General features: G+C 71.2%; 10 protein-coding genes. 1 reads left to right on the forward strand and 9 read right to left on the reverse strand.

The genetic code is table 11. The annotated features are described in order from the left end of the window. Nucleotides 1-2: 2 nt before the first annotated feature. On the forward strand, nucleotides 3-929 hold the full coding sequence (locus ACTRO_RS11755) for an RICIN domain-containing protein (RefSeq protein ID WP_034263191.1): 927 nt from the start codon (nucleotides 3-5) through the stop codon (nucleotides 927-929). A gap of 39 nt (nucleotides 930-968) precedes the next feature. On the opposite strand, the gene ACTRO_RS11760 is transcribed toward ACTRO_RS11755, so the two are convergent. The 9 genes from ACTRO_RS11760 to ACTRO_RS11800 form a co-directional block, all read right to left on the reverse strand. Further along, a complete protein-coding gene (locus ACTRO_RS11760) occupies nucleotides 969-1,868 on the reverse strand; it encodes a class I SAM-dependent methyltransferase (protein WP_051450681.1) in 900 nt (299 codons plus the stop codon). Nucleotides 1,869-1,918: 50 nt separating this feature from the next. Then, nucleotides 1,919-2,965 (reverse strand): glycosyltransferase family 2 protein, encoded by a 1,047-nt coding sequence (locus ACTRO_RS11765; protein WP_034263192.1) that lies wholly within the window; start codon nucleotides 2,963-2,965, stop codon nucleotides 1,919-1,921. A 68-nt stretch (nucleotides 2,966-3,033) separates the two neighbouring features. Then, nucleotides 3,034-6,699: a DUF4082 domain-containing protein gene (locus ACTRO_RS11770; RefSeq protein ID WP_063627977.1), complete on the reverse strand. Its 3,666-nt coding sequence runs from the start codon at nucleotides 6,697-6,699 to the stop codon at nucleotides 3,034-3,036. Nucleotides 6,700-6,836: 137 nt separating this feature from the next. Beyond that, entirely contained in the window at nucleotides 6,837-7,976 is a 1,140-nt protein-coding gene (locus tag ACTRO_RS11775) for a hypothetical protein (RefSeq protein ID WP_211244202.1), read from the reverse strand. Further along, nucleotides 7,973-9,097, reverse strand: coding sequence for a DegT/DnrJ/EryC1/StrS family aminotransferase (locus ACTRO_RS11780; protein ID WP_034263193.1), 1,125 nt, complete (start codon nucleotides 9,095-9,097; stop codon nucleotides 7,973-7,975). The genes ACTRO_RS11775 and ACTRO_RS11780 overlap by 4 nt, the downstream gene beginning before the upstream one ends. A gap of 3 nt (nucleotides 9,098-9,100) precedes the next feature. After that, nucleotides 9,101-9,823 (reverse strand): acetyltransferase, encoded by a 723-nt coding sequence (locus tag ACTRO_RS11785; RefSeq protein ID WP_051450682.1) that lies wholly within the window; start codon nucleotides 9,821-9,823, stop codon nucleotides 9,101-9,103. Then, a complete protein-coding gene (locus ACTRO_RS11790) occupies nucleotides 9,816-10,970 on the reverse strand; it encodes a DegT/DnrJ/EryC1/StrS family aminotransferase (protein WP_034274392.1) in 1,155 nt (384 codons plus the stop codon). The genes ACTRO_RS11785 and ACTRO_RS11790 overlap by 8 nt, the downstream gene beginning before the upstream one ends. Beyond that, nucleotides 10,967-11,953: an NAD-dependent epimerase/dehydratase family protein gene (locus tag ACTRO_RS11795; RefSeq protein WP_034274395.1), complete on the reverse strand. Its 987-nt coding sequence runs from the start codon at nucleotides 11,951-11,953 to the stop codon at nucleotides 10,967-10,969. The genes ACTRO_RS11790 and ACTRO_RS11795 overlap by 4 nt, the downstream gene beginning before the upstream one ends. 68 nt (nucleotides 11,954-12,021) lie before the next feature. After that, a complete protein-coding gene (locus ACTRO_RS11800; RefSeq protein ID WP_084316182.1) occupies nucleotides 12,022-13,116 on the reverse strand; it encodes a Gfo/Idh/MocA family protein in 1,095 nt (364 codons plus the stop codon). Between the last annotated feature and the right edge of the window lie 11 nt (nucleotides 13,117-13,127).

The raw sequence follows: 13,127 nt of genomic DNA on the forward strand, positions 1-13,127 counted from the left end.
GCGTGCCGACGACTGGCGACCGTCGAGGCGGCTCCAACCGCGTCGAGGGAAATGACTTCCGCGGCCCCACGCAGATCCAGCAGGGCGGCACGGGCAACCGGCAGACCTACGTCGCCGGGCTCTCCTACCGGGCCGTCGCAGCCATCGTCTTCGTGGTGGTGGTCGGCCTCGGGGTCGGCGGCTACTACGGCGTCCGGGCGCTCGGCGGCACCGGTGGCGGCGCCAACTCGAACGTCGTACGCGGCGGCGGAGGGCTGGACATCGGGACGGGCGGTACCGGCGCGGCCAGCCCCGGGGCGTCGGCCACCGCGTCGCACGTCAGCCGCAGTTCGCTGACCCGTGGAAGCACCGACCAGACGAACAATCCGCAGGTCGCCGCCTCCACGGCAAGCCACGTGGTGGCCCCCGCGAAGACCACCGCCAACGGGGCCGCCGCCAGCCACCCTGCCGCCGCCTCGCCCACGCCGGCTCCGGCCAAGACCAGCCGCGCTCTGCCCTCAGGCGCGAGCAACGGCAGCGTGATCGGCTTCCAACCGGTCAGCAACACGCTCTACTGCCTGCACTATCAGCAGAATCCGGCGGGAACCGACTTCTGGGTCGGCCTCGACAACAATGAGGGCAACCCGTGTGAGGAATCGGAGTACGGCGGCGACTGGCAGTACAACGTGAACACCGGCCTGATCCAGATCGACTCCGGCGGCCGCTGCCTGGCCGCCGGTTCCGCGGGCAGCACTCCCACCGTGACGAGTTCCTGCAACCAGAACAGCGCCGGCCAACGCTGGACCTTCAACCGGGTCTCGGGCAATTACGTCATCGAGTCCGACACTGCGCTGTGTATCAGCACGGTGCCCGACAACGGCTCCATCACCATGCAGTCGTGCACCGGAGACAGCGGCAGCGAGCTGTTCAACATCGACAACTCGTCCTGAGCTCGTCGCCCGGAACAACAGACCCCTACTATGGCACTCCTACGGCCGCCTGCCCTTGCGCAGCCAGATGCCGCCGGGCACCTGGCCGGCGGCCGAGGGGAGGGCTTCGCGCACCAGCTCCGGCTCGCAGTGCCACAGCCAGGCGTTGAAGAGCTCGATGCTGAAGGCGCTGTTGAACGCCAGGAAGGCGCGCAGCAGGTAGGCCTCGGTCCAGCCGCGGCGCTGGCGGAGCCAGCGCTCGGGGTACTCGAAGGGCCACACGATGTCGTGGACGTGCACGAGCACGCCGTCGGCGAGGCGGGGCAGGATCTCGAAGAACAGCAGGTTGACGTCGCTGCCGGCCTTGCTGACGTGGGACGAGTCGATGAACAGGAGGTCGCCGGCTTCCAGTTCCTCGAACACCTCGGTGCCGGCATCCTGCACCGGCTTGCGGATCAGGGTGCAGCGTTCGCGGTCCCGATCGCCGAGCAGGGCGAGCAGGCGGTCGGGGTAGGGCTCGATGAAGGTGAACTTCAGGTCCGCGTCGGACAGGAAGCGGTCGGCCGTGTCCAGCGCGACCGCGGACGAGAAGCCCGAGCCCACCTCGACGATCCTGCTCGGCGGGAAGCGGCGGAGCATGCCGTGGTAGACGGCGGCGTCGCCGAGGCCGTACATGTTGTTCTCCGGGCGGTAACGCCACCCCTCCGCCGCCGTGGTCGGCACGTCGGCGAAGGTGGCGGCGAGCTCCTTGAACAGGATCCGCTGGCCTTGCGCGTTCAGGTCGATGCCGGGCAGGCCGGCTTGCGCCGCCGCTTCGAGCTCCTCCTCGCGCCGCCGCACGGCGCGGTCGGTGTCCGCGCCGCCGGGCATCGGCGAGTAGAAGTGGCCCGGCGCGGCCCACGGCGGCTCGCGCAGGATCGCGGTCCCCGCCGTCAGCAGGCGTCTGACGTTTCCCAGCATCTACGGCTCCCCTCGTCGGTTCCTGCTCCTGCGGGCCCGGCCGGCCCTCGTCAGATTCCGGTGCGCCGCCAGGTGCGCCACCACATCCGCTCGCGCACTTTGTGGGTGACGGCGGTGAGCACGAGCGGCTGGAGGTAGGGCATCGCCTTCGTGCCTATGCGCCGGCGCATCTTCAGCGCGCGGTACTCCGGCAGGTCCTCGTGCTCGGGCCAGCATTCCCGGGCGAAGCCGACGAGTTCGTCGACCGGCACCTGCTCCGTGCGGCCGCGGTCGTACGCGCGCACCGCCCGGCGCAGGGCCTGGCGGGCGAGCTTGCGGTGGACGAGCCGGTCGAGCTCGTCCCGGTCCTTCATCTGCTCGCCGCACCGGCCCAGCACCGCCTCGAAGGCGGCCTTGCGCTGGCGCAGGTCGTCGAGCTGGCCGCCGAAGTCGGTGGTGGACATGTTCGCGCCGTGCACCCGGTAGTACGCCTGGTCCACGCCGCGCAGGTAGCCCACGTCGGCGTGGGCGGCCAGGCGCATCCACATCTCGATGTCGCCGGAGTGCGGCAGGCCGGGGTCGTAACCGCCGACCTGCCGCTGCAGCTTCGTACGCACCACCACCTCGGGCGAGGTGATGCACCCGTGCCCGGTCTCGAAGTGCCGCCGCAGCCACCACTGGCCGTCCCAGACGGTCCAGCCCCGGCCCGCGGTCCTCGCCGCTGGCAGGGCCGAGCCGTGCTGGAAGCGCACCGGGTGGCCGTAGCAGAACCCGACTTCCGGGTGGGCGTCGAGCAGCGCCGCGGCGCGGCTGAGCGCACCGGGGGTGAGCCGGTCGTCGGCCGAGAGCAGGGCGACGTAGTCGCCCTCGGCCCACTCGAGCAGGCCCTCGTTGTAGGTGGCGATGTGCCCCTTGTTCCGGGGATGCACCAGCACCTGCACGCGGGGGTCCTCGGCCGCGAGCGCCCTGGCCTTGTCGGCCGAGTCGTCCGGGGAGGCGTCGTCGATGATCAGGACGCGCACGTCGACGCCGTCCTGGTGGTTCAACGCGCTTCCGACGGACTCCTGTAGATAGTGGCCGTACTTGTAGCAGGGGACGATCACGCTCACCGTGCTCACGCGGTCAGCCTTTCCAGCTTGTCATCGTGTCACTGCATTATCTGGAGCCTGATATCGAAGGTGCGGTATCAGACGTCGAGCGGGACGGAGTAACGCTTGGGCAGCTTGGTCTCCACCGCCAGCACCACCGGGGGCGAGGTGCCGTCCGCCGGGACGGTCCCGCCGGCCGGCGTGGCCGGCTGGGCCGCCACCGCGGTGAAGGTCCAGGTGATGGGGGCCACCGCCTTGCCCGCCACCGTCGTCGCCGTCGCCGTCGCGTGGTAGGTCTGGCCGGGCACCAGCGCGGTGGTGGGGTGGAACGAGGCGGTGAAGGTCTTCGGGTTGTAGGAGACCGTGCCGGTCACCGCGGTGCCGGCGGCGGACTCCGAACCCTGATAGCCCTGGGTGGTGGTCACGGTCACCTTCAGGCTCTGCGGCTCGATCGCCTGGGAGAAGCCGACGGTGGCCGGGTAGACCGCGTTCTCCCAGGAACTGGTCGTCGGCGTGATGGTCGAGGTCCCGATCGTGGCGGAGGCGTCCTCGGCGCCGCTGCCGCCGGACGACGGCGCCTGGGTGGTGAAGTCCGCGTCCACCCAGTAGTTCGTCGCGTTGTAGCTGGTGGTCGGGAACGCGGAGCCGGTGCCGTAGTGGTAGATGCCGTTGCCGGATCCTGCCACGCTCGCCAGCGCCGTGATCGGGTAGTTGCTGATCGGCGCGGTGAAGTACTGCGAGTTGGACGAGTAGAAGCCGGTCGGCGTGTAGTAGGAGACGACGTACGGCGTGCTCGCCGTGATCGCCACCGGGTTCGCGAAGGTCAGCGTCTGCCAGCCGCTCGCGCTCTCACCCGTGAAGGTGCCGGTGGCCAGCAGCGTGCCGGTGTTCGTCCACAGGTTCCCGATGTGCGTCCCGGTGTTCTTGGTGCCCTTGTAGAAGCTGACTCCGGTGACGTAGCCGGCCACGGCCGACTGGAACCGCATGCCGACCTCGACCGCGTGCTGGTCGCTGGTGTTCGTGTTGGCGGGCACGGCCGTGCCGTTCCACAGCGAACAGGGGCAGGTGTACGCCGGCGGCGTGGCGGACGTGGTGAACGTCCACGTGTACGGCGACGGCATGACGTTGCCCCACAGGTCGGTGGCCGTGAGCGAGGCCGTGTAGGTGTCGTTCATGGCCAGCTGGCCGGCCGGCTGGAACGTCACGGTGTGGCCGACCGGGTCGTAGGTGATCGAGCCGGGCGCGCTCACCCCGTTCTGGTCGGTGACGGTGAGCTTGACCGAGCTCGCGGTCAGGCCCTCGCTCATCGACGCGGTCAGGGTGCTGTTGACCGGGACGTCGGTGGCACCGGTGGCCGGGGTGGTCGAGGTGACCGTCGGCGGGGTGGTGCTGCTGACGTTGCCCTGGAAGATCGCGTCCACCCAGTAGTTGCTGGCCTGGTACGCGGTCGTCGGGAAGGCGGTGGCGCTGGCGTACTTGTAGACGCCGTTGCCGTTGGCGGCGGTGTTCGACAGGCCCTGGATCGGCGCGATGCCGGCGCCCTGCGTGGCGAAGTAGTTCGCGTCGGCGGAGTAGTGGCCGCTCGGGGCGTAGTAGGAGACCACGTAGGTGGTGCCGGCGGTGACCGGGATGGGCTGGGTGAAGTTCGCCTCCTGCCATCCGGAGGTCGTCTCGTTGGTGAAGGTGACGCTGCCGAGCAGGGTCCCGGTCGAGGTCCACAGCGAGCCGACGTGCGTGCCGGTGTTCGTCGCGGCCTTGTAGAACTGGATGCCGGTGATCTCGCCGGACTGGGTCGGGCTGAACTTCATGCCGACGTCGACCGCGTGCGCGTCACCGCTGTCCGGCTTGGCCGGGGTGGACGCGTCGGGGAAGACGGAGCAGGGGCACACGGCGGCGGTCACGGTGACCGGGATGCTCGCCGTCGCGCCGATGTTGTCGCTGTCGTCCTCGGCCCGCACCAGGATCGTGGCCGCGCCGGTCTGCAGCGGCGTCCAGCTGAAGGTCCAGTTCCCCAGGCCGCTGGCCGGGTTCCAGGTGGTGCCGCCGTCGGTGGAGACCTCGACCCGGGCCACGACCGCGCCGCTCGCCGGCGTCGCGGTGCCGCTGATGGTCAGCGGGGACATGGCGGGGGTGGACACGTTCGGCGCGGGGGTGGCCACGTTGACCGTCGGGCCGGTGCCGACCGTCGACTTCGCGGCGCCCACCAGGCCGGACTGCAGGGTGCTCGGCTGCACGCCCATGTCGGCGAAGAGGTTGACCGTGGCCTGTTCCATCACCGGGTCCTCGGTGGTGGTCAGGTCCGCGTGCACGGTGCCCAGGCCCCAGGCCCACTGCACGGTGGCCGAGCTGAAGACGAGCGCGTTGGACTTCGGATCCCGGTACTCGGTCAGGCTGTGCGTGGCGGTGCCGTTGCCGTAGAGGTTGCCCCAGTCCTGGCGCAGCGTGCCGTTGGTGATGGAGATCGTGGTCGAGGACATGTCGATCTCACCCGGTGGCCGGGTGGCGTCGTTGATGTCCGAGTCCCACTCGTAGCCGAGCGTGCCGGTCTGCATCTCGTAGGTCTGGCCGGAGGTGAGCGAGGCGACCTGGGTGTTGCGCCAGATCCGGTCCTGGCTGTACGGGTAGGAGACGGTGATCGCGTCGGCGCGGTATCCGTTGACGTTGAACAGGGTTCCGGTCAGCTGGTTCTCCGGTTCGGCTCCGGTGGCAGCGCCGGCCGGGTCCATCCAGGTGCCGGTCCACTGGCCGCTCGGGTCGGCCACGCCGTCCGGCTGCGGATACTCCAGCTTCGTCATCTTGTACTCGTCGATGGTCCGGTTCGCGGCGCCGTTGGCGATGCTCGGCTGCAGCACGGTGCGCCAGAACACGTCGTTGCCGCTGAAGTACGCCTCGTTCACGCCGGCGTCCTTGGCCGCGGTGGCCGCGTCGAACTGTTGCTGGTCCCAGTATTCGTCGTGCCCGGAGGAGACGAAGACCTTGTGGTTGAGCAGCAGCGAGGGATGCTGCGTGATGTCGACCGAGGACAGATAGCTGACGTCGTAGCCGTTGCGCTCGAGGAACTGGATCATCGGGTATTCGGACCCGAAGATGCCGTTCTCGCCGGAGATGTTCATCGGCCGGTTGTAGCTCACGGCGTAGTCGCGGCCGTCCGGAGCGGGTCCGTTGCCCTCGTACAGGTCGGCGCCGCCCCACATGTTGTAGGCCTGCCAGGTCTGGTCGGAGGTCTGCACCACCATGTCGGACGTGCTCGACGGGTTGGTGACCACGAACGGGTAGGGCATCAGGCCCTGGTTGTCGCTCTGGTCGAACTCGGCGAGGTAGACCCCGGAGACCGCGTTCGAGGGCACCGTCCAGCTCATGCTGACCGACCAGTTGCCGCAGTCCACCATGCCGGTGGAGGCGGACTTGTCGCAGTCCGGCTGGGTGACGGCCGGGTAGACCGCGGTCGGCGAGGTCGGCATCAGCCGCGCCCCGTCGCCGCCGTACCAGCCCAGCCGGTAGATCTCCACCTTGTAGCCGACCGGCGAGCTGACCGAGAAGTTGATCGTCCCGCCGACGGCCACGCTGGTCGTGGTCGGGAAGGCCTCGATGTCGCCCCAGGCTCCCGGGGAGTACCAGTCGGACAGCGGCGTGCCCGGCTGCGAGTTCTCACAGACGATCGCGTTGGAGCCCGGCCCGCAGGGGCCGGTGTCGGCCGAGGCCGCCTGGGGCGCGGCCACCGTCGCGACCAGGACCACCGCCGCGGAGAAAATCGCAGTGCGCACGCTGCGCGTCCATCTTCGCAAGTTCATCTTTCTCTTCGCCCTTCTCGGGCGGCGGGACCCCACCAGGACCCGCCGCCCTCCCTCGGATGTGCTGCCGGCTGCCGGCAGCGCCGTCGTGCCTGTGCTGAGCTATCCCGTCACTTCGACGGGACGACCTGCGCCCCGCTGGTCAGCCGGTTGCCCGACCACTGGTTCCCGCTGCCGCCGGTGTTCCAGTAGGCGACCGGCCCGTAGTACCCGCACCCGCTCGCGTACGTCGTGGAGAAGATGTTGCCGGTCACCACGACGCCGCTGGCCCCGGTGCCTCCGCCGTAGATGGTGTAACCGCCGCCGGCCAGCCAGTTGTCGGTGATCGTGGTGTTGGAGATGGGTCCGGTGTTCGGCAGCAGTCCGATCACCGAGGTCGTGCCCTGCCCGGTGGGCACGGGGTTCATCAGGGTGTTGTGGACGACCCGCAGCCCCGCGGTGTCGTCGCCGTCGCTGATCACCACGTCCAGGTGGGCGTAGCCGCCGGAACGGTTGATGAACGGGACGATGTCGTGCACGTAGTCGTCGTGGATGTAGCCGTGGCCCATGGACAGGGCGTTGGCGAAGACGGAGACGTCGTCCCAGCCTACTTCGATGTTCCCCTCGCCCATGTTGGACACGGCGTAGTCCTCGCCGCCGTTGTCCGGTCCGGCGCCGGGGGTCCCGGTCAGGTTGCTGTGCAGGATCTTCAGGCCGGTGTAGCCGGAGCGGAGGTTCACCGCCCACCAGTTCTTCGAATCGATCTTGGTGTCGATGATGGTGACGTTGTCGGCGTAGATGTCCAGCGAACCGGAGAGGTTCCAGCCGCTGATCGTCGTGCCGTTGGTCTTCACCTCGATGTCGCCGGAGTGCGCGCTGAGACTGCTCGTGCGCGGCCCGGTGCTCGACGCGCTCGGGTAGCCGCAGGCCTGCGGGGTCGAGCACGCCTGCGCCGCGGCGGCTGCGGCGGACGAGGAGGCGGCCGCGGCGGCCGTGCCGGTGAGCGTGTGCGACGGGACCGCGCCGGCCGAGGCCTTGGCGGTGCCGGTCGCGCTCGCACTGCTGCTCGCGCTCGGCGAGAGCGGCGCGCCGGCGCTCGATCCGGGGACCGTCTTGCCGGTCAACGGCTCGCCGACCACGATCTTCGAGGGTCCGGAGCCGCCGGAGCCGAGCACCAGCCACGCGGCCAGGCCGAGTCCGCACGCGACGAACCCCGCGACCAGCAGGGCCCGTCGCGGGGTGGAAGAGCCGCCGTGCCTTCTCGCGGTCACCCGACCGCCGCCAAGAGTCTCTCCACGACCCGCTCCTGTTCCTCGGCCGTCAGATGGGGGTGCAGGGGAAGGGACAGGATCCGGTCCGCCGCGTCTTCGGCGTGCGGGAACGCGCCCCGGAAATGATCGAGGTCGGCGAAGGCCGGCGTCAGGTGCAGCGGGTACGGGTAGTGCACCCCGGCCCCTATGCCGTCGGCGTTGAGCTTCTCCACGACCGCGTCGCGGCGCTCGGCGCCCTCGCCCGGCTCGCCGACCTTGACCACGTAGAGGTGCCAGACGTGCTCGTTGCCCTCGAGCACCGCCGGGAGCTGGATCCCGTCCTGCCCGGCCAGCAGCGCGTGATAGCGCGCGGCGGCGGCGCGGCGCGCCTCGTTCCAGCCGGCCAGCCGCTTGAGCTTGGCCCGCAGGACCACCGCCTGCAGCGCGTCGAGCCGGCTGTTGCGGCCGACGACGACGTGCTCGTACTTGCTCCGGCCGCCGTGGTTCGCCCGGATCCGCACCGCGTCCGCGAGCTCGGCGTCATCGGTGACCACCGCGCCGGCGTCGCCGTAGGCGCCGAGGTTCTTGCCCGGGTAGAAGCTGGTGGCCGCGACGCCGCCGACCCCGGCCTGCCGGCCGAAACGGGTAGCGCCCTGGCACTGGGCGGCGTCCTCGACGATGCGCACCGGGGCGCCGGCGAGCGCCTCGCGCAGCCGCTCGACCGGCGCGAGCTGGCCGTAGAGGTGTACCGGGATCAGCACCTTGGTACGCGGGCCGATCGCCGCGGCCGCAGCCTCGACGTCGATCAGCTGGGTGTCCGGGTCGCAGTCCACGAACACCGGCGTGGCGCCGGCCAGGCTGACCGCCTCGGCGGTGGCCGCGAAGGTGTTGACCGGCAGCACCACCTCGTCACCCGCGCCGAGTCCGAGCGCGCGCAGCACCAGTTCGAGCGCGTCGGTGCCGTTGGACACGCCGACGCACCGGCTCACGCCGCTGAACGCGGCGAACTCCTGCTCGAACGCGGCGACCTCCGGCCCGCCGACGAAGCCGGTCGTGGCCAGGACGCGCGCGAAACCCTCGCGCACCTCCTCCTCGACCTCTTCGTGCGCGGCCTTGAGGTCGACCAGCGGTATCCCCCTCATGACTTACGATCCTCCCCTGTTCGCGGCCGCGGCGCGGCCCTCTTCGGAAAACGCCAGGGTCCGCAAGTGCCGCGCCGGGTTCCCGGCCCACACCTGCCCTGACGGGATGTCATCGAGCACCACCGAGCCCATGCCGACCACGGAGCCGGCGCCGACCCGCACGTATTCGCGCACGGTCGCGCCGGCGCCGATGTAGGCGCCGCGCTCGACGTGCACGCCGCCGGCCAGCGCGACCCCGGAGGCGATGGTCGCGTAGTCCTCGACCACGTCGTCGTGGGTGAGCACGACCCGCGGCATCACGGCCACGTGCTCGCCGATCCGCACCGCGGCGGTGAGCACGCTCTGCGCCAGCAGGATCGAGCCCGCACCGATGCTTGAGTCCTGGGAGACCTCGACCGAGGGGTGCACGAAGGTGGCGTAGCGCTCGGCCGGCAGGTCCATCCGCCGGGCCACCCGCAGCCGGATCAGCGGGTCGCGCACGCCGGCCACGCACAGCAGGACTCTGGCATGCGGCATCGCGCCGGCGGCCTCGCTGCCGCCGAGCACCGGCGTGCCGGCCACCTCTCCCCCGGCCAGCAGGGGGTTGTCGTCCAGGAAACCGAGCAGCCGCCAGTCCCGCCCGGCCGCGCACGCGGCCGCGACGGCCTGGGCGGTCTCGCGCCCGAGCCCGCCCGCGCCGACGATCAGCAGCTCGGACGGGCTCTGGCTTGGTGCGTGATCAGACACCTGAGGCCACCGGCTCCAGCAGCGCGGCCGCCACCCGCTCCTGCTGGGCGGAGGTCATGGTGTGGAACATCGGCAGGATCAGCGAGTCGCGGGTGATCCGCTCGGTGGCCGGCAGGTCCACGTGCTTGACCGTGTCGTAGGCCGGCTCGAGGTGCGCGGCCATGATCCCGCGCCGGGCCGAGATGCCGCGCTCGGCCAGCCGGGCCAGCGCGCCGTCGCGGCCGCCGCCCGGGAAGTCCGGGTCAAGCAGCACCCAGAACGACTGGTAGTTGCTCTGCCCGTACTCGGGGTCGCGCACCGCCCGCAGCCCGGGCACGCCGGCCAGCAGCGCGTGGTAGTACGCGGCCAGTTCGCGGCGGCGGCGCACGATCTCCGCCAGCCGGCCGAGCTGGACCAGGCCGACCGCGGCCTGGATGTCGGTCATCCGGAAGTTGAATCCGACCTCGAGGTACTGCTCGAAGACCGGCCCGGCGCTGGCGTGCCGGTCGGCGGCCGAGACGGACATGCCGTGCTCGCGCAGCCGGCGCAGCCGGGTCGCCCGGTCGGCGTCGTCGAGGGTGAGCATGCCGCCCTCGCCGGTGGTCAGCAGCTTGCGGGGGTGGAAGGACCAGGTGGCCACCTGCGCCTCGGCACCGACCGGGGCGCCGCGGTAGACCGAGCCGACGGCGCAGGCCGCGTCTTCGACCACGGCGATGCCGAGCGGCTCGGCCAGCTCCTTGATCGCGCGCACGTCGGCGGGCACGCCGCCCTGGTGCACGAGCACGATCGCCCGGGTGCGCGGGCCGAGCACCTCGCGCACGGTGTCAGGGGTCAGATTGCCGGTGGTCTCGTCCACGTCCGCGAACACCGGGTCGGCGCCGACGTAGCGCGCGGCGTTGGCGGTGGCGATGAAGGAGAGCGAGGGCACCACGACCTCGTCGCCGGGGCCGATCCCGCAGGCCACCAGGGACAGGTGCAGCGCGGTCGTACAGGAGCTGACGGCCACGCCGTGCGCGGCCGTGACGCTCTCGGCGAAGGCGCGCTCGAACTGCGCCACCCGCGGGCCCTGCGCGATCCAGCCGGAGGCCACCGCCTCGGCCGCGGCCTGCTCCTCCTCGATGCCCAGGTAGGGCACCATCACCGGGATCCGGTCGGTCAGGGTGCTCATCGGGCGGCCGCCTCGGCCTCGGCCGCGCGCTCGGCCCGCCACCAGTCGACCAGGTCGCGCAGGCCCTCGTCCAGGCCGATCTCGGCCCGGAAGCCGAGCCGCTGCTCGGCCGCGGAGATGTCGGCCAGCCGGCGGCGCACGCCGTTGACCGCGCGCTCGGGGCCGTGCTCGACCGCGAGGCCCTGCGCGCCCATCGCCGCGAGCAGGCCCTCGGCCAGCTGCAGCAGGCTGGTCTCGACCCCGCAGGCCACGTTGAAGACCTCGTCGGTCACCGGCGCCTCGGCCGCGAGCAGGTTGGCCCGGGCGATGTCGCGCACGTGCACGAAGTCCATCGTCTGCGCGCCGTCGCCGAAGATCAGCGGCGGCTGCCCCTGGGCGATCCGCTCCATCCAGCGGATCAGCACCTCGGTGTAGAGCCCGAATATGTCCATCCGCGGGCCGTAGACGTTGAAGTAGCGCAGCGCGACGTAGTCGAGGTCGTACATGGCCTTGAAGCTGCGCAGCGTGGCCTCGTTGAAGGCCTTGGCCGCGCCGTAGAACGTGTCGTTGTGATAAGGGTGCTGATCCTCCGGCGTCGGGAAGACGTCGGCCAGCCCGTACACCGAGGCCGAGGACGAGGCGACGACCTTGCGCACGCCCGCCTCCACCGCCGCCTCGAGCACGTTGAAGGTGCCGTCGACGAGGACCTCGTTGGCCAGCCGCGGCTCCTGCGCGCACTGGGTGATGCGGATCGCGGCGAGGTGGAAGACCAGGTCGGCGCCCGCGGTCGCCTCGGCCAGGGCCTTGCGATCGCGCACGTCGCCGTCGATCACCTGCACCGGGCCGTTCGCGAGGGCCCAGGCCAGGTTCTCCGGACGGCCGCGCACGAAGTTGTCGAACACGACGATCTCCGCGGCCTTCTCCCGCACCAGCAGGTCCACCAGGTTGGACCCGATGGTGCCGGCGCCGCCGGTGACCAGGACGCGGCGTCCCGCGACCGGCACCGCGGCGCCCTGCGCCTCGCCGTGTTCCGCCGAGGCGTTGTGCTCCGCCGAGGCGTTGTGCAAGCTGTTCACGCGCTGGTTCCCTTCATACCTTTCAGAGCGACGGGTGCCCCGTCGAGTTCGAGGCTGCGCGAGGCGGACTCGAGGATGTCCACCACGCGCAGGCCCGCGCGTCCGTCGGTCGGCGGCGGGGTTCCGGTGGTGATCGCGGTGGCGAAGGCCTCGACCATGGCGCGCAGCGCCTCGCGTTCGACCAGCGCGGGCGCGACCATGTCGCCGGAGCGGTAGCTGATCTGCATCTGCCGCCGGGTCTGCTCGTTCTGCTGGTCCAGCGGGGTCAGGTCGACGCCGCGGTCGAACAGCGCGATCCGCTGGGCCGGGTTCAGGTCGTCCCACAGCAGAGTGCGCTTGGAGCCGCCGATCATGGTGGTGCGCACCTTGCTCGGCGAGAGCCAGTTGACGTGGAAGTGCGCGATCGCGCCGCCGGTCAGGCGCAGGGTGAGGTAGCCGACGCAGGCGCGTCCGGCCCCGATCGGGTCGGCGCCGTGCGCGGCCACCGAGATCGGCTCCATCCCGGCGGGCAGGATGAAGTCGAGGATGGACAGATCGTGCGGAGCCAGGTCCCACAACACGTCCACGTCCGGCTGCACCAGCCCGAGGTTGATCCGGACCGAGTCGAGGAAGTGCACCTCGCCCAGCTCGCCCGAGGCGATCAGATCCCTGATGTAGGTGACGGCCGGGGTGTAGCAGTAGGTGTGGTCGCACATCAGGGTCAGGCCCTGCTCGGCGGCCACCTCGACCAGCTCCCGGCCCTCGGCGTAGCTGGCCGCGAGCGGCTTCTCCACCAGCACGTGCTTGCCCGCGCGCAGGGCGGCGAGGGCGAGGTCGCGGTGGGTGGCCGCCGGCGTGGCGATGGCCACGGCCGCGACCTTCGGGTCGGCCAGCACCGCGGCGTAGTCGTCGGTCGCCGTCACCGTCGAGTACCGGCCCAGGGCCCGGCGGGCCCGCTCGATCTGCAGGTCGCACATCCAGCGCAGCTCGAAGGACTCCGAGGCCTGGAAGTTGCGCACCAGGTTCGGGCCCCAGTAGCCGCCGCCGACCACCGCCACCCCCAGCCGGCCGTCGGCCTCCGCCGCTCGGGCTCCGGGTATCTCCGTGGTCATACTCTCCCCCA

This window comes from Actinospica robiniae DSM 44927, assembly GCF_000504285.1.
Taxonomy (GTDB): Bacteria; Actinomycetota; Actinomycetes; order Streptomycetales; family Catenulisporaceae; genus Actinospica; species Actinospica robiniae.

Coding starts and splice junctions, on each gene's coding strand:
- ACTRO_RS11760 (WP_051450681.1), bottom strand. CDS start 1,868: ATGCTGGGAAACGTCAGACGCCTGCTGACGGCGGGGACCGCGATCCTG.
- ACTRO_RS11780 (WP_034263193.1), bottom strand. CDS start 9,097: ATGAGGGGGATACCGCTGGTCGACCTCAAGGCCGCGCACGAAGAGGTC.
- ACTRO_RS11790 (WP_034274392.1), bottom strand. CDS start 10,970: ATGAGCACCCTGACCGACCGGATCCCGGTGATGGTGCCCTACCTGGGC.
- ACTRO_RS11800 (WP_084316182.1), bottom strand. CDS start 13,116: ATGACCACGGAGATACCCGGAGCCCGAGCGGCGGAGGCCGACGGCCGG.